Source organism: Sphingomonas sp. RS6 (genome assembly GCF_054489705.1).
The window spans coordinates 55,555-70,633 of record NZ_JBTMWM010000013.1 but is presented as its reverse complement, the minus strand read 5'-3'; the positions used below and the strand labels follow the sequence as shown (position 1 = coordinate 70,633).

The window sequence follows — 15,079 nt, the reverse complement described above, 5'->3', positions numbered from 1 at the left end:
TACCGGAGATGATCGCGCTATGTTGCTCCATCACGGCCAGATGGCGGGGCGCATTCAGCGCCCCGCCTGATGGGCGGAAGTGGAGATAACCATCGCCGCGGCCACCCCAGCTCCCATCGCCCATGTGGTTTCGAAGAAATGGGTGATGATCGATGCTGACTTTGACGCACAACGCTTGTCTACGCGGACTTCAGACTTCGACTTCTTGGTCTTTTTGCTCATAATCGCCTCCTTGATCTGCTCTCCGAGAAATCGAAAAGCGGTAAGTAGGACGACAAGAACTAGCGCAGCCGTGGGATTCGAACCCACCCCAACCCCCGAAGCGGAAGAGTTCAAAGAAGATAGGCTGCCAGCTCGCGAGATCAAGGCACTCGGGAGATGCTATCTGAAGCGGGGCAGCCTACGCTCCTAGGAAATGAATGGCCCGGTTCGGCCCCGCCCGAACTGCCAGCTGATGCCGTCCGTGCGCATGATCCCGGACGCGGCCTTACCGATGTGGCGCTCGAGCACATCGCGCCACGGCACCAGCGTGAAATCCCGCGAGCGTTCGACCAGTGCGTGAGGGCCGCTTTCGAGATCGACGCGCCGGGCGATCGTCCCCTCGACACGTTCGCCGATCCGGGCGGGTTGGAACCGCTTGCCGAGCTGCTCGGAAAGCCGGCCGCTCGCGCCCTCCAGTTCGCGTTGCCGCAAGTGCTCCAAGGCGTTGGCGCGCAGCCGGAAACTTTGACCGTTGCCATCGGCCAACTGCTGCTCGATCAGCCACCGACGCCGCGCCGCCAATGCGGTCCGCACCTCGCGTCCAAAACCGGCATCGCGCGCCGTACCGGAAGCACCCGAGGCCAGCTCGCGATCGAGCCAACTCGGCGCCTCGATGTCGACCAGCTCGCTGACCGCCCGGGACGACAGGATGGTCAACGCAACCGGTCGCTCCCGCTGCTGCCGTCGCGAAAATGCTTCGGCGCGATCCAGATGGTCCTCTGGAATGGTCCAGCTGCCGTCGGCTTGCCGCTCAGGACCGGCGCCCGCCCGCCGCATCGCTTCCAGGCGCCTCGCATGCGCTGTCGCGTAGGCCTGACTGGCGCTGGCGTCGTGACGCAGATGGAGGTCGATCGAGTAGCGGCCGCCATTGGCCCGCGCCACGGCATCGACCATGCGATCGGAGTCGGTCACGTCAAGCGCGCGCGGTTCGAGCCGAACGGTAGCATTCTCGGGGACCGGCGGGGTCGCATCCCCGCGTCCGATGTCGACATAATGGATCCGGCCATCGATGCCGTCGACCAGCAGATAGTGGCGGTCGCGGTGCTCGTCGGAAAAGCCGCGCTGGATAAGCCGCCCGACCAGGGGCTCGCGAAGCTCGGTCTCGACCACCTGCTCCACGCCAGCACGGTCCAGCCTCCGGGCGGTGAGCTCACGCTGCATCAGGCGGATGATGTCGCCCCGCTCGCCCATCTGGCGGAGTGTGGCCTCAAGGCCTTCGGCAAGCCGGTAGCGACCACCGCCAAGGTCCTCTGCCAGTTCCATCGCCTTGAGCTTACGCAACCGTCCCGCGGCCACGGCCTGCTGGAAGGGATCGTTGTCGGAGGCTGACACCGTCCGGTCGGCATCCATCCGCCGGAGCAGCCGCCGGTCGATCGCGGTCAGCCGCTCCTGGTCGACATCGTGGCGGAGGCGGGCTTCGATCTCCTGGTCGGTGCGCGGCCCCAGGTCGAGCGTGACCAGCTCGGACGCACGCTCGCGCAGGCCATGGGAAATATACTCGCGCGCGATGATCAGATTCTCGCCGGACTCGTCGACGCCGCGCAACACGATGTGGGTGTGCGGGTGCTCGGTGTTGAAGTGGTCGACGGCGACCCAGTCGAGCCTGGTACCGAGGTCCTGCTCGACCTGCGCCATAAGCCGCCGGACATAGGGCTTGAGGTCCCGATATTCGGCGCCGTCCTCGGCCGAGACGATGAAGCGGAACTGGTGGCGATCGCCCGCTGTCCGTTGCAGGAATTCCTTGCCGTCGGCGCGGTCGGTTTCCGGGCCGTAGAGATCGCCGGGCAGACCCTCGCGCGTGACCCCATCGCGCTGGATGTAGCGCATGTGCGCGCGGGCTGCCTGGCCGCCCTTGCCGGCGAGACGGATGAGGCTCGCCTTGACCACCGCGCGGCGGGCGCGGAACCCTGCCAGCCGATCGCGGCTGGAGAGCAGCCGCCCGATGCTTGCGCCGCGCCCGATCCGGCTGCCGTCGAAGCGCCGCGAACGCACACCGGTCTTGGTGCCGGCAAGCCGCGCCGCAGCGGCAATGCGACCGCCATAGCGAACGACGCTTTTGCCCTCCTTGCCGCGCGGCCTGCCGAGCGTGGGAGTGAAGTCGTCGTCAGGCATGGCGTCCTCCCAAGATCTCGCACATTGGGCCGAGGAACGGCGGACTTCCGCCATTTCCCTCTCCCCAGTCTCGCGCTACGACATCGCCATCTCGCGAAAAAAGGATGTGCAGACAATTACTTGGCGGGGGTCGCGAGACCCTGCCTTTATCTTGTTTCCCCTTTCCTCCCTCTCCGACTACCCTGCCCCGCCCATCCCGGCGCGACAAAAAAGCCGGGACACGATGCCGCTGAGGCACCGTATCCCGGCGTGCATTGGCCAGACGCTCAGGCATCCGCGAACGCCGCCATGGCCGCGCATCGGTGTCCGAAGCTGCGCTTGCCCAGCAGCCCGTGCGGGTTTCCGTCGCCATCGACGATCATCACCGCGACGTACCAGCAACCCGCCAGCCGGCCGACGATCCGGACCCGGTCCAGCTCGACACCCGCCTCGCTGTCCGCGCTTTCGTAGGACCCGAGCCAGCGCTCCTGATCGCGCGCTTCCCAGAGAAACTCGGCCTCCTCGGCATCGAGGAACCGATGTGCCAAAGCCTCGCCGGCATCGTGCCCGAACTCGTGCTCAAGCCCCGCAACCAGCGCCGCCAACACGCGATCCCGGCTAGCGCCCGACGCTGCCGAAAATGAATGCACCATCACCATGACCGTCTCCTTCGCTTCTGTTCTCCTGATCGAGAACATCGCCTCGAAGACGGATGGCGGAGTGGCTGTCAGGGCCGCTGGAGCGCCAGCGGAAGCGCCGCGAAGCGGACGTGGGGGGAACCGATTTTCGAAGAAAATTGGGGGGCACCCGCGGGCCTTGAGAGCCGCTTCGCCACCCGTCATGCTCGGACTTTCGAGACGAGCCCCTCCCCCGCTCCCGGTCATGGGACGCGCTTCCGGACTGCGAAAAGCAGGCTCGGGGCCATGTCCTGCCGCTCGGGGAAAGGAGGGACGGTGCCCTCCTGCCCCACCACGAACAGTCCCAGTCGCGAGGCGGCTTGGCGGTTGGGCGAACGCACCACCGCCGCCTGACCGGTGACCGCAGCCAGGTAGACGAGGGTTTCACGCGGCAACGCGCGCCTGCCCGCCAGATGCGCGGCATAGGCCCCCGGCCCGGCATTATAGGCGCCGAACAAGCCGGGATAGCCGAAGCGATCGTACATCAGCCGCAGGTAGAGGGTGCCCGCCAGGATGTTGTCGCGGGGATCGTCAGGATTGTTGCCCAGGGCCAGCCGCGCGCGCATCTCCGCCCAGGTGGCAGGCATCAGCTGCATCAGCCCGATGGCGCCCGCCCGGCTGCGGATCGGTCGGCCGCCGAGCGTGGTACGGCCACCGCTTTCAGCCCGCATCACCCGCCCGATCCACGCCGCCGGGATGCCGAACCGGTATGACGCTTCCGCGATCAAGGGGCGCCACAGATCGACCGGATCGGCCTGTGCCGGGGTGGCGAGGACCAGCATCGCCGCCGCCGTAACCGACCTCAGCGCCGCCATAGCAAGGTCGCCTTCCCGACCAGCTGCGCGCCCTCGATCGGGCCGAAATAGCGACCATCGAACGATGCCGGATTGCCCGGCATCAGCAGGAAGAATTGGCCCTGCCGCAGCCGGATGCAGCCTTGCCAACAAGGCAAGGGACGACTGGCGCCGTCGGCGCTGCGGCGTCCGGCAACGCGCCTGCCATTGACCCGAACATGGGCACCGACGGCGCAGACCTGGTCGCCCGCCACCGCTGCGACCTGCTTCACCAGCGGCACATTGGCGGGCAGATAGCGGCGTCGGGCAGCGAGCACCCGCCAACGCTCGGGCAACCGCGCGACGACCATGTCGCCGACCTGGATCGATGCGCCGGGGTCCACCGCATAGAGCCCGATCGGCGCACTGGCACTCGCGTTCCAGACCAGCCGCGGCCTCGGGGGAACGGCGATGGTCAGCGCGAGCAACCCGGTGCCGAGGCCGATCGCGGCGACCCGCCAGCCCAAGCGGCGCGGCGCATTGCCGGGCGCGGGACGTCGGTCGCCCCAGGCGAGCAGCGGCAGTTCGCCGAGCGGTTTGTCACGCCGGGCCATGGCCGCCGCCGCGCACCGACTGGGCGTCCGACCACGCCCCCAGGTCGTCGATGTGATATTGGATCAGCTGGCTGTGCCGGCGAAAGGTCGGCCCCTTGCCGTCGCGCCGGAGTTGCTTCAACAGCCGGGTCGAGATCTTGAGATAGGCCGCCGCCTGGTCGGTGTTGAGGTAGGGCGAGCCGCGCCTGGCGCGGTTCGCGCGCGTAATGTCGTCGTCGATATCCATCCGCCACTCCCGTCGCGTCGAGCCGGCGGCGGGACTGCCGTCGCTCGCGCCTGGGATGGCCGGTGGGAGCCAAGCTGCGGAGTGTCGGAATCGACCTGCCCCGCTTCGACACCCCCTTGCCCGGCAAGGATCGAAGCCCCCCGCGCGATGCGCGAGGGGCGGTCGATGTCAGCGCGACCAGATGAGCTTGTATTCGCCGTCGTCGCCCTGGGTCAGGGTCGCGTAGATCGGCGCGGGGAAGGACGGATCGTCGAGCTTGAGGCTGAGATATTCCGCGCCGGTTTCGCGCGCCGCCTTGGTCCAGCCAGCGCCGAATTCGACGCCGCCGGCATTGACGCGGTGGTCGGGGGCCTTGTCGTGGTCGCGCTCGACGGGGCGGATGCTCGCCTTGACGCGGAGCGTGAGGGTGCGGATTTCGCCGGTGTAAATGCCGTTTTCGCCGCGGGTGAAGCTGCCGATCTGTGCCATGGTGATGTCTCCTGATGCGTGTCTCGATGCCGCCCCATGCGGCCTCGATGGCAGGCGACCAGGCGATGGGCGGACGACGCGCACCGTGAGGCCGAAGCGCCAGCGAAGGACGGCCAAAGCCGGCTTTCTTGCTCCGCGAGGAGCCCGCCAGGGCGGGGAAGAAAGTCGGCGACGCCGTTGCGCGGCCCCGGCCGCACAGCGCCAGACCTGCCATGAAGAGAGGCCATGGGCGGTCGCGACCGGCATCGGAAGGCCACCGACGATCGGAAGCGATCCGTGGCGATCGCGCGCATTGGGCATCGCGAATTGCTGGGCTATCGATGGGTCCGATGAGCCATGAATCCGTTCTTGCCGATCTCGCGCAGCGTGCGCCCGATCTGCCGATCATCACGGTCGAACAGAGCACGGCGACCGTCGCCGAGGCAGCAATCGCGCTGGATGTCGTGCCCGGCCAGATCGCCAAGACGCTTGCGCTGCGGGTCGGTGACCAGGTCGTCCTAGTGGTGACGCGCGGCGACACGCGCCTCGACAATCGCAAGACCAAGGCAGCGCTCGGGGGACGCCCCAGGATGCTGGATCCCGTCGAAACGGTCGCAGTGACCAGCCATCCGATCGGCGGCGTCTGCCCGTTCGGATTGCCCAACGCGCTCCCGATCTATTGCGATCAGAGCCTCAAGGCGTTCGCCGTCGTCTATCCGGCGGCGGGCTCGCGCAACACGTCGGTCGCGCTGTCGCCGGATCGACTGGCGGCGCTCGTCGGCGCCGCGTGGATCGATGTCTGCATCCTTCCCGAACCAACGGTCGGCTGAGCGCATGGCAGACGCAGCGTCCGGCACGATTCGCATCGCCGCCGCCCTGATCGACGATGGGGACGGAAGGCTGCTGCTCGTGCGGAAGGCGGGGTCGCGCTGGTTCATGCAGGCCGGCGGCAAGATCGAGGGACAGGAAAGCGCCCTCGCCGCGCTACGGCGCGAGCTGGCCGAGGAGATCGGGCTGGCATTGCGTGCGCGGGATGCGACCTATCTCGGTCGCTTCTCGGCGCCTGCCGCCAACGAGGTCGAAATGATCGTCGAGGCGGAGCTCTTCCATCTCCGCGTGCGGCATGTGCCGATCGTGCAGGCGGAGATCGCGGAGGCGATCTGGATCGGTATCGCGGAGGCAGCCAATTTGCCGCTCGCGCCGCTGACGCGCGATGTCGTCCTGCCGCTGGCGCGGACGCTCTGACCGCGCCTGCGCTCGGCGCTTACAACGCGCCCGAAAGAGGCTGGAGGAAGAGGCGCTCATAGCTTTCGAAGGGCGGTTCGGCGAAGCGCGCGATGACCTTAGCGGCTTCGGGATCTTGCGGCAGCTCGGTGCGATAGCGGCGATAGGCCGCGTCATCCGGAAAGCCGAACAGCGCGACGGCAATGTTGTCCTCACCCTGCCGTCCCTTGCCGGGGAAGCTGATCGTCGTGTCGCTGGGCGCATCACGCGGCAGGAAAAAGCCGTAATGGGTTCCGCCGAACCGCTCGATCAGGCGAACCCAGGCGCGGCCATACTCCTCGAATTCGGCAAGCCGTTCGGGGTCGAGCCGATACCGCACTTCGCAGACGATCGCGGTGGTTTGCATGCGCGCTGTTCCTCCCAGAAGCCCTACGGAACATTGGCACCAGACGGACCACTAGGCAAAAATTGCCGCGTGGCGCGCCTTTGGGCGACGTCACGCGGCCGAAATTTTGGGGTCCGCTGCGGGGCCCGCCTTCGGTCATGCCGCCTGCTGCAACGGTCCAGTCGCGGTGTCAGGGTCAGATTCGAGGGTGCTGCCGGACTCGGCAGTACCACGTGCCCCAACGGCGTCGTTCCCGCCTCGGTCGGTATAGGCGGAGGCCGGAAAGCCCAGCCATCTCGGCACCCAGCGCTCGACCTTTCGGCGTCCCTCGGCCCCGGTCAGATGATCGCCGATGATGCGCTTCAAGACCTTGGTCTTCTCGGCCGCGTTCGCGGCGGCGACGGTCTCGCCTGCCACCTCGGCGACGATCCGGAGAAGCACCTCGCGGTCGCGGATCAGGTCGAAAAAGGCGGTGTCCGCCTCCCACCAGTCGGCCATGTCGACGCCGAGATGGACGCCGAGCGCCGCGACGACGGCGCTGCCGCTCGCCAGCGTCTCGCCCATGACGATGGTCAGGATTTCCATGACCACGGCGTCGGGCAGGTCGGCCAGCCGCAGGAAGAGCGTGGGCACGCCGCCTGCCTGACCATTGCCGCTGGTCACGATCGGCTCGTCGGGGGCAAGGCCGAGCACGGCCAGCACGGCGCGGCGGCGCTCGTCGAACAGCGCCTCGGCGGGGCACGTCTCGACGCTCTCGCGGACCGCGTCGTTGCGCGTCGCCTGCGGTTCGGGCGACACCCGCCAGAGGTGCGAACCGCTAATGGCATGGGCGACCATCAGCCGCAGCGCGACGCCGGGATGCCCGAGCAGGGCGGCGCGGACGGCAGCATGGCGATGCAGGTCGAGATAGGTCTGCAGGGTCGACGTCACTTCCGGACGGGGCGCCCTGCCCGGTTCCGGCGCTTCGCCGCGCGCGCGGCGGCGCGCTTCCCGGGTCGAGAGATAGCCCTCGTGGAAGGTCACCTCGCCGCTCGCCCGGACATCGACATAGACCCGTCCGCCCTTGCGCTTGGGCGTCTTCTCATATTCCCAGCTATGGAAGTGTTCGGACGGCGGCACGACCACGACATCGCTCCAGCCCTGTTCCAGATAGGTCGCGCGGCGCGCCGCGATCGCCGCATTTTGCGCCGCCCAGAAGGCATCGGGATCGGCGAAATAGCGGTCCTCGCCGAACAGGTCGGCGACGATCGCACCGCCGAACGCATCGAGGTCGAACAGCGCAAAGCGTACGGCGATCGACTGGCCGCCGAACAGCCATGCCTTCAGCTGATGACCGGTCGGGGCATAGCCCTCGGGGTCGTCGAACAGCCCCAGCCAGCTGCGCTGCTGGTGCTTGCTGGCGAGCGTCAGGTGGCGGATCGTGGTGCGGTCGATCTTCTCGGCGGCATAGAGCTGGCGGATGCGCGGCAGCAGGTTGCCGAGCGCCAGCACCCGCGCGACGGTGAGGTCGGGCAGCCCGAAGGTAGCGGCGATGTCGGCCACGTCGCGGCCCTGCCGTACCAGCCGGGTGAAGGTTTCCCACTGGGTGACTTCGTCGGCGTCGAGGCGGGAGAGGTTCTCGATCATCGAGGCCTCGATCGCGGCGGCATCGTCGGTATCGGCGAGGATGCGGCAGGGCAACGGCTCGGGCTCGCCGGTTTCGGCGGCGACGATCCGGGCAGCGTGGAAGCGCCGCGCACCCGCGACGATCTCGAACCGCCCGGGCTCGGCGGCTGGCCGCACGAGCAGGGTCTGGATGATGCCGCGCTTGCGGACGGTGGGCAGCAGGTCGGACACGTCGGGGACCTTCTTGCTGTAGCGCATGTTGGTCTTGCTGACGGACAGCCTGTCTTGATCGATGAACAATAGGGTCATGGTCGTGCTCCTTGCGAGCGCCGGTCCGCCGTTCGTTCCAGTGTGGCGGACCGGGCTGTCGGGGATGGCGGCGAAGCGCGCCGCCAGCGCTTCAACCGCCGCTTGGCGGAAGCTCGGGGTCCGGCGCTTGGCCACCGCGCACGGCACGGCGGAGCAGCGTCTCCCCCTCCGCAGCATTCCCGCGATGCTGCGCATCGCCGGAGCCTAGAAGCTGCTCCGCCCAGATGATCGACCCGGCGCGCCGCGCCCACTCGGCCCAGTCGGAGAGCGGGACCAAGCCTTCGAAGCCGAGGTCGCGCTCGATGCGCAGACCGAAGGGAAGCCGGATGGCGGCGATCTCGGAGAGGCTGAAACAGCCAAGCTCCGGGCAGCCAAAGCCCAAGTCGGCAAGGCCGAACAGCGTGTCGCCGTCCTCGTCGAGTTCGGTCGCCAGCCAGGTCGCCGCACCCAGCGGGTTGAACAGCTTGACGAGCGGCACCGGGTCGGGCTCCGGCAGTCCCTCGCGCCGGGCGGTCCGGCGGGCGATATGGTTGGCGCGCAGCGCGTCGCGAAGGTCGGGGGTGAGGAGGATCATGCCGCCGCCCTCCCCGCCTCGCGGGCGGCCTCGGCCTCGCGGTGGCGGGCGAGCAGCCAGTCGGCGGCCTTGCTGGCGGCGCTCGCCGCGCGGAAGATCGCACGGTGGTCCTCGCGCAGCACCTCCAGCCAGCTGCCGATATAGTCGGCATGCCGCACGGTCGGCACGATGCCCAGGGCCGCGCAGAGGAACGCCGATCCCATCTCGGCGACGAGTTCCTCGCGGGCATAGTCCTTGCTGCCGAAGGCGTTGGTAAGGTCGCCACCCAGCCGCTTGGCATGGCCGGTGGCATGGGTGAGTTCGTGCAGGCAGGTGCGGTAATAGTTGACCTGTTCGAAAAAGGCGGGCTGCGGCGGCACCTGCACGAAGTCGTGCGACGGCACGTAGAACGCGCGATCCCCGCCGACGCGGAACTCGACGCCCGAGGCAGCGATCACCTCCTCGGCGACGGGCACGATCTCGCGCTCGGGCAAGGGCGCGGGATCGCAGGCCAGCCCTTCGCGGAGGCCCTCGCACTGGGCGACGTTGAAGACGGTGAAGCGCTTGAGGAACGGTACCGCCTTGGCATCATCGCCGTCGCGGGCGGCACGCGCACGCTCGGCCTCGGGGGTGAAGCGATCGGCGTAGACGACGCACTGGCCGCGCTCGCCCTTGCGGACGCAGCCGCCTGCCTCCAGCGCCTGCCGGAAAGTCAGCCAGGATTGCGAGGGCCAGCCCTGCTCGATGACCGCGCCCCAAAGGATCAGGACATTGACCCCGGAGTAGCTGCGGCCGGTCAGGGCATTGCGCGGCAGGCCGGGTCCGGTCCCGCCGGTCCGGCCCCATGGCTGAACCCAGGGCAGTCGCCCGGCTTCGAGTTCGGCGACGATCCGCGCGGTTACTTCGTCATAGAGATTGGTTCGGGTCGCAGGCTGGCGATCCTCGCAGGCACCGCGCGAGCGGGCAGATCGGCGGGTGGCTTGGCGCATCGGTTCCTCCTCGCCGCCCCGAAAGGCACCATGCCTCCCCGCAAAGGCGGGGGGTGGGCGGCAGCAGCGACCCAAAGGCCCGGCGCCAGGGGCCGGGGGCACCGAAGGGCGGAGCGCAGCGGAGCACCCCGGAGCGCGAGCGGAGGGGTTGCCGCCGGCCACGCCGGGCCTAGTCGGGCGCGCCGCCTCCCCCCGCCGCGCCGGGAGAGGCACAAGTACGCCGCCGCGCCGGGAGCGCGGCGACCACAGCCATCGCAGTGACGTGCAATGGCAGCGACGATCTTCGCCCATTGGCGCCCAATCTCTGGCTTGCCCCAACCTGCGTGATTGTCCGTCGGATCAGATGGGCTAAATCCAAGCGATGCAGCGCTATTTCTTCAACGTGCAGGATCGGCACGGCTATCTGGTCGATCCGGACGGCATGGAACATGCGGATGCCGCCATGGCCCGCCATACCGCCGTTGCCTTCGGTCGGTCGCTGCTGGGGGACGATCTCGCCCAAGGCTTCATCGACCTGAACGGAAGCATCGAGGTGATGAACGACGCGGGCACCATCGTGCACCGCGTATCGTTCGCGGAATGCGTCCTGGTCGTCCTGGAACGTGCCAGCCTGCTTGAATAGCCCAACGCTCCGCGCAACCGATCCGGTCGGTTGGCAATAGCGGGCGCAAACCGTGTCGATGTGTTGACTAGGCCGACGGACGCCGTCGGCACGCCGACCAACCGCCCTGTCCCCCCGCTCAGAGGCTGGAGCCTGCCTCGTTTAGCAATGTGGAGATTGCCGTTACGAGTTGGGCGGGAGCGAATGGCTTCTGGACCAGTATGCTTTTGGGAACGCCGTGCGCCGCCCAGTCCTCGGGACTCTCGGCCGTCATGTACACTACAGGAAGGGCTGGCTTGAGCTCGCGGGCCTTGCGGGCGACATCCCAGCCACTCGCGCCGGAGCCAAGTCGCACGTCAGTGATCAAACCGACGATGTTTTCGACGTCGGAACCCAGGATGCGGATTGCCTCATCGCCGCTGCTGGCATCAATGATGTCGAAGCCGCCGTCTTCGAGAGTATCCTGGGCGTTGATGAGCAACATCGGTTCGTCCTCGACCAAAAGAACGAGTATGGACTGGTTCATCATTCGGGTCCTTACGTGACCGCGCAGGGCGGTGACCCGAGAGCGCCGAGGAATTGATCTGGCGGCTCTCCCTGACCAGATCATATCGCGAGATGCGAAACTCGGCGGCCAAGTGGTTTCAGTATCAACGGTTTGCTGAGAATGCTTGGCACGCTTTTTAGTTCCGCAGTCGAAACGTCTCAAAGCGAGATCGCTGGCCACCTAGGGACCCGCCTCGATCGAGACCGCACCTCTTCCGTTTCCTTCGGCACTGTCCGTGTCCGCGCAATGCAAAGCCCCAAGGCTCCAACGAGGGTCGGTTGACGCTCCAGGATACTCGCCGTCCTGCGTTGAAAAGGAGGTAGCAAATTGCTACCTTAATCATGGAGGTGCTGCATGGCGCAGTCGATCAAGCTTGGCGACGACCTGATGAAGATCGTGCGCCGTGAATCCGAGCTTCAGAGCCGGTCGCTGGCCGGGCAGATCGCCCATTGGGTCCGGATCGGGCGTGCGATAGAGAAGTCGGGCAATTTCGATCATGCTCGCATCACCGCAGCACTTGCCGGTGAGATCGAGACGACGGCGCTCACCGACGAGGAAAAGGACGTCTGGCTAGACAGCTTCGTCGAGAAGATGGGTCAGCCCAGCCCCGAGGAAGAGGCATTCTACACCCAGCGTCGCCAGCACGGCCTCGGCGTCGGGCTCGATGAAGGCGGCAACCTGGTGCGCGAGAAGGCCGGCCGCAAGGCATGAAGCCGTCGATGATCGTGCTTGCCGGACCGAATGGCGCCGGCAAGTCGACGCTCTATGCCACGCGCGTCGCGCCGAGCTTCGCAGGCCCGTTCATCAATGCCGACCTGATCCAGCGCGACGAACTGCGCGATCCGTCACCTGCTGCTTCCTATGAAGCCGCGCGCATCGCGACGGCGCGGCGTGCCGACCACCTCGCCGGGGCCCGCGACTTCGTGACCGAGACGGTCTTCTCGCATCCCTCGAAGCTCGACCTGATCGATGAGGCCAAGGCGCGCGGCTTCACCGTGGTGCTCATGCATGTCGGGGTGGAGACGCCAGAAGTCTCGGTGGCGCGCGTCGGCGCGCGAGTCGAGGAAGGCGGCCATGTCGTCCCCGACGACAAGATCCGCGCGCGCTATGCCCGCGGCGCGCCGCTGATCCGGGAAGCCGCCCACCGATCCGATCGCGCGATGGTGTTCGACAATTCGACGCTCAACCGGCCGCCCCGCCACTGCCTCACCTTCGCCCAAGGTCGGCTGGTGTTCGCCCTCCCCCATCTGCCCGCCTGGGTCCGCGCGGTGTACGCGGCGGATCTCCAGCTCTAGCGCGGGCCAAGAGCCCGATCGTCCCGCGAACCTGCGCCTGGGCCGAGCAACGTGCGCCAGCCGCCGGCAGCCATGCGCGACGCCTCGTCGGCACGCCTGCGGACGCGCGACAGCAGGAAGTCGGACCTCCCCTTCCATTCCTCGCGGACGAGGGTCTCGCCGTAGAGCGCCGACGCCATCTCGCGGTAGGTGGCGCCCGCCGCCACCGCGTCGCCGACGCGGAGCGCCTCGATCCTTCGCTCCATGCCCGGTTCGGGCGGGTGCAGTTTCGGGGAGAAGCGTCCGGTGCGCCACAGTTCCAGCATGCGCCGCAGGGTCAGGACATGGGCATCGACCCGGGTCATTCCCGAGAGAAGATAGTCGAGCCGCGCAGGCCCCTCCTCGACCAGCGATCCGCCGACCACGTCCAGCCGGATCCTATGCCAGCCGTCGGAAAGCGCGACATGCTCGCGGCCGCCGCCGCGGACGATCGTCGCCCAGCGGAGCAGGCGGGCGAGGTCGATGCCATCGGGATCCGAGGCCGCGGTCGGCGAGACGCGGACTTCGAGCACGAAGGGATCGAGATCCGCATGCCAGAGGAGGCGCGCCTCGGGCGCCGGCCGCCCCGGGTCCTCGGCGAAAGCAGAGCCCGAAAGCCCGGGCGTCCGCCTCCGGCACCAGAGGCTGATCCCCCAAGCCACCAAGCCGCCCCAGTCGGGCAGCCATTGCCGCGTAGCCGGGGTCACGGCGCAACCACTCCCAGGCGAGACCGGCGCGATCGATGCCGGCCAGCGCGCGGTACGGCGCGTCGTCGCGCCAGTCGGGTCGCGGCTCAGCCGTCGGCCCCATGGCTGGTACGCAGGACAAATGCCGATGCTGTAAAACAGCTTGCCGACCGTATTTCCGACGAAAATTTGCGCCGTGCAGGAGATGCTAGTATCGATTGCACTTCGATCGGGTTGCGACGCCGACGGGAAAGCGGTGGGCGTGACGCCGGCTTGGGCAAGGTATCGGCGCAGCGGCCTGGGGCGCGTCCGGCATCGGGTGGGTACGCCCCATGGTCATCGCAACCGCGCAGCATTTCGGCCAGGCCGCCCTGTCGGCCACGGGCCTCGGTGAATTGAGCGATCTCCTCCACGCGATCACGCGCGAGATGGGCTTCCAGTATTTTGCCCTGTCTCACCATGTCGACATGCCGCGGGCGCCGCAGCCCGCGCTCCGGCTGCATAACTATCCGCGCGACTGGGAAGCCTATTATGATGCCGAGCGCTTCGGCCCCTCGGACCCGGTGCATCGCGCCAGCCACCTCACCAGCACCGGCTTCTGCTGGTCGATGCTGCCACGGCTGCTGTCGCTGACCAATCGCGACGAGGATTTCCTCGCCAGGTCGCGCAGGATCGGGCTGATCGACGGCATCACCATCCCGGCGCATGTGCCCGGCGAGGCCGCCGGCTCCTGCACGTTCGCGGTGAGCTGGGGCAACACCCCCCGCCCTGAATGGCTGCCGCTCCTCCAGTTCGTCGGGACCACGGCGTTCGAGAGCGCCAGGCGGCTCGTCGGCATGCGGCGGGCGCAGGCGGACCGGCCGCGGCTCAGCGACCGCCAGCGCGACTGCCTCTATTGGGCAGCGCAGGGCAAGTCCGACTGGGCGATTGCGAAGATCCTGGGCATCAGTCATGAAACGGCGATCCAGCACCTGAAGGAAGCGCGCGGTCGCTACGGGGTGGGCAACCGGACCCAGCTCGCGATCCACGCGATCTTCGATGGAGCGCTGAGCTTCACCGACGCGCTGCGGCGTTGAAACTCCCCAAATCTGGGGAATAGCGACCGTCCAGATCGGGACGGAGGATCGGGCTTCCACAGCGAGGGAAGCCGATCATGCAGTTCATCCAGGGCGATGGCGCCACCGCAGGCGATGCGGTGATGCGCGCAATGTTCGAAGCGCGGAAGCGGGTATTCGTCGACCTGCTCGGCTGGGACCTGCCGGTTCTTGCCGGCCGCTACGAGGTCGACCAGTTCGACGACATCCATGCCCGCTACCTGATCCTCACCGACAGCGAGGGGCGGCATCTGGCCTCGGCCCGGCTGCTGCCGACCGAGCGCCCGCATCTGCTGGGCAGCCTGTTCGCCGAACTGTGCGACGTGCCGCCACCCACCGGCCCCAGCACCTGGGAGATCACCCGCTTCTGCCTCGACCGGCGCCTGCGCGCAGGCGAACGGCGACAGTGGCGCAACGTGCTGGTCCATGGCATCGCCCGCTATGCGCTGGAGCAGGGAATTACCCGCTATGTCGGCGTTGCCGAGCCGGCATGGCGCGAGCAGATCCTCGCCTTTGGCTGGAAAGCGCACGCGCTCGGGCCGATCCGCACGATCGGCGGCATGCGCCTCGGCGCGCTCCAGATCGAGATCCGGCCCGAGACGCTGGCGCTGCTTGCGGCCAGCGGCATCCAGCCGCAGTTCCCGCTCGCCCAGGCGAAGGCGGCATGATCGCGCTCCGGCCACA

Annotated in this window: 21 protein-coding genes; 7 read left to right on the top strand and 14 right to left on the bottom strand. The window is 68.0% G+C overall.

Annotated features, from left to right (window positions below; all coding sequences use genetic code 11):
• Nucleotides 1–54: 54 nt before the first annotated feature.
• The 7 genes from ACX40Y_RS17450 to ACX40Y_RS17420 all read right to left on the bottom strand — a co-directional run bounded on the left by ACX40Y_RS17450 (nt 55) and on the right by ACX40Y_RS17420 (nt 5,110).
• Nucleotides 55–222 (bottom strand): hypothetical protein, encoded by a 168-nt coding sequence (locus ACX40Y_RS17450; protein WP_459120849.1) that lies wholly within the window; start codon nt 220–222, stop codon nt 55–57.
• A gap of 186 nt (nt 223–408) precedes the next feature.
• The gene (gene rlxS, locus ACX40Y_RS17445) at nt 409–2,373 is read right to left on the bottom strand and encodes a relaxase/mobilization nuclease RlxS (RefSeq protein WP_459120848.1); all 1,965 of its coding nucleotides are present in this window, start codon (nt 2,371–2,373) and stop codon (nt 409–411) included.
• Nucleotides 2,374–2,639: 266 nt separating this feature from the next.
• Nucleotides 2,640–3,011 carry a hypothetical protein gene (locus ACX40Y_RS17440; RefSeq protein WP_459120847.1) on the bottom strand — a complete coding sequence of 124 codons (372 nt, stop codon included), beginning with the start codon at nt 3,009–3,011 and terminating at the stop codon, nt 2,640–2,642.
• Between the two features lie 221 nt (nt 3,012–3,232).
• Nucleotides 3,233–3,844, bottom strand: a complete 612-nt coding sequence (locus ACX40Y_RS17435; RefSeq protein ID WP_459120846.1) for a lytic transglycosylase domain-containing protein — start codon at nt 3,842–3,844, stop codon at nt 3,233–3,235.
• Complete coding sequence (locus ACX40Y_RS17430) at nt 3,832–4,416, bottom strand: S26 family signal peptidase (RefSeq protein ID WP_459120845.1); 585 nt, start codon at nt 4,414–4,416, stop codon at nt 3,832–3,834. Before ACX40Y_RS17430 ends, ACX40Y_RS17435 begins: the two co-directional genes overlap by 13 nt.
• Nucleotides 4,403–4,642, bottom strand: a complete 240-nt coding sequence (locus ACX40Y_RS17425; RefSeq protein ID WP_459120844.1) for a helix-turn-helix domain-containing protein — start codon at nt 4,640–4,642, stop codon at nt 4,403–4,405. Before ACX40Y_RS17425 ends, ACX40Y_RS17430 begins: the two co-directional genes overlap by 14 nt.
• Before the next feature lie 168 nt (nt 4,643–4,810).
• Nucleotides 4,811–5,110: a DUF736 domain-containing protein gene (locus tag ACX40Y_RS17420; RefSeq protein ID WP_066725667.1), complete on the bottom strand. Its 300-nt coding sequence runs from the start codon at nt 5,108–5,110 to the stop codon at nt 4,811–4,813.
• A gap of 329 nt (nt 5,111–5,439) precedes the next feature.
• On the opposite strand from ACX40Y_RS17420, the gene ACX40Y_RS17415 reads away from it, so the two are divergent.
• Nucleotides 5,440–5,919 carry a YbaK/EbsC family protein gene (locus ACX40Y_RS17415; protein WP_459120843.1) on the top strand — a complete coding sequence of 160 codons (480 nt, stop codon included), beginning with the start codon at nt 5,440–5,442 and terminating at the stop codon, nt 5,917–5,919.
• Between the two features lie 4 nt (nt 5,920–5,923).
• Nucleotides 5,924–6,334: an NUDIX hydrolase gene (locus ACX40Y_RS17410; RefSeq protein ID WP_459120842.1), complete on the top strand. Its 411-nt coding sequence runs from the start codon at nt 5,924–5,926 to the stop codon at nt 6,332–6,334.
• Between the two features lie 19 nt (nt 6,335–6,353).
• Here the strand turns inward: ACX40Y_RS17410 and ACX40Y_RS17405 are convergent, their stop codons facing one another.
• From ACX40Y_RS17405 to ACX40Y_RS17390, 4 genes are all read right to left on the bottom strand, one after another.
• Complete coding sequence (locus tag ACX40Y_RS17405) at nt 6,354–6,719, bottom strand: NIPSNAP family protein (protein ID WP_459120841.1); 366 nt, start codon at nt 6,717–6,719, stop codon at nt 6,354–6,356.
• A gap of 135 nt (nt 6,720–6,854) precedes the next feature.
• On the bottom strand, nt 6,855–8,612 hold the full coding sequence (locus ACX40Y_RS17400) for a ParB/RepB/Spo0J family partition protein (RefSeq protein WP_459120840.1): 1,758 nt from the start codon (nt 8,610–8,612) through the stop codon (nt 6,855–6,857).
• A 91-nt stretch (nt 8,613–8,703) separates the two neighbouring features.
• Complete coding sequence (locus tag ACX40Y_RS17395; RefSeq protein WP_459120839.1) at nt 8,704–9,186, bottom strand: DUF2958 domain-containing protein; 483 nt, start codon at nt 9,184–9,186, stop codon at nt 8,704–8,706.
• A complete protein-coding gene (locus ACX40Y_RS17390) occupies nt 9,183–10,154 on the bottom strand; it encodes an ArdC family protein (protein WP_459120838.1) in 972 nt (323 codons plus the stop codon). The genes ACX40Y_RS17395 and ACX40Y_RS17390 overlap by 4 nt, the downstream gene beginning before the upstream one ends.
• A 361-nt stretch (nt 10,155–10,515) precedes the next feature.
• Between ACX40Y_RS17390 and ACX40Y_RS17385 the strand changes: the two genes are divergently transcribed.
• Nucleotides 10,516–10,776: a DUF6894 family protein gene (locus ACX40Y_RS17385; RefSeq protein WP_459120837.1), complete on the top strand. Its 261-nt coding sequence runs from the start codon at nt 10,516–10,518 to the stop codon at nt 10,774–10,776.
• Between the two features lie 118 nt (nt 10,777–10,894).
• Here the strand turns inward: ACX40Y_RS17385 and ACX40Y_RS17380 are convergent, their stop codons facing one another.
• Nucleotides 10,895–11,281 carry a response regulator gene (locus ACX40Y_RS17380; protein WP_459120836.1) on the bottom strand — a complete coding sequence of 129 codons (387 nt, stop codon included), beginning with the start codon at nt 11,279–11,281 and terminating at the stop codon, nt 10,895–10,897.
• Nucleotides 11,282–11,656: 375 nt separating this feature from the next.
• On the opposite strand from ACX40Y_RS17380, the gene ACX40Y_RS17375 reads away from it, so the two are divergent.
• Entirely contained in the window at nt 11,657–12,013 is a 357-nt protein-coding gene (locus tag ACX40Y_RS17375) for a ParD-like family protein (RefSeq protein ID WP_459120835.1), read from the top strand.
• Nucleotides 12,010–12,597 (top strand): zeta toxin family protein, encoded by a 588-nt coding sequence (locus tag ACX40Y_RS17370; protein WP_459120834.1) that lies wholly within the window; start codon nt 12,010–12,012, stop codon nt 12,595–12,597. Before ACX40Y_RS17375 ends, ACX40Y_RS17370 begins: the two co-directional genes overlap by 4 nt.
• On the opposite strand, the gene ACX40Y_RS17365 is transcribed toward ACX40Y_RS17370, so the two are convergent.
• The gene (locus ACX40Y_RS17365; RefSeq protein ID WP_459120850.1) at nt 12,594–12,941 is read right to left on the bottom strand and encodes a DNA -binding domain-containing protein; all 348 of its coding nucleotides are present in this window, start codon (nt 12,939–12,941) and stop codon (nt 12,594–12,596) included. The genes ACX40Y_RS17370 and ACX40Y_RS17365 overlap by 4 nt on opposite strands.
• A 73-nt stretch (nt 12,942–13,014) precedes the next feature.
• Nucleotides 13,015–13,425, bottom strand: a complete 411-nt coding sequence (locus ACX40Y_RS17360; RefSeq protein ID WP_459120833.1) for a transcriptional regulator domain-containing protein — start codon at nt 13,423–13,425, stop codon at nt 13,015–13,017.
• Nucleotides 13,426–13,633: 208 nt separating this feature from the next.
• Between ACX40Y_RS17360 and ACX40Y_RS17355 the strand changes: the two genes are divergently transcribed.
• Together ACX40Y_RS17355 and ACX40Y_RS17350 are read left to right on the top strand one after the other, a co-directional pair.
• Nucleotides 13,634–14,377 carry a helix-turn-helix transcriptional regulator gene (locus ACX40Y_RS17355; RefSeq protein WP_459120832.1) on the top strand — a complete coding sequence of 248 codons (744 nt, stop codon included), beginning with the start codon at nt 13,634–13,636 and terminating at the stop codon, nt 14,375–14,377.
• Nucleotides 14,378–14,454: 77 nt separating this feature from the next.
• Nucleotides 14,455–15,063: an acyl-homoserine-lactone synthase gene (locus ACX40Y_RS17350; protein ID WP_459120831.1), complete on the top strand. Its 609-nt coding sequence runs from the start codon at nt 14,455–14,457 to the stop codon at nt 15,061–15,063.
• Nucleotides 15,064–15,079: the final 16 nt, after the last annotated feature.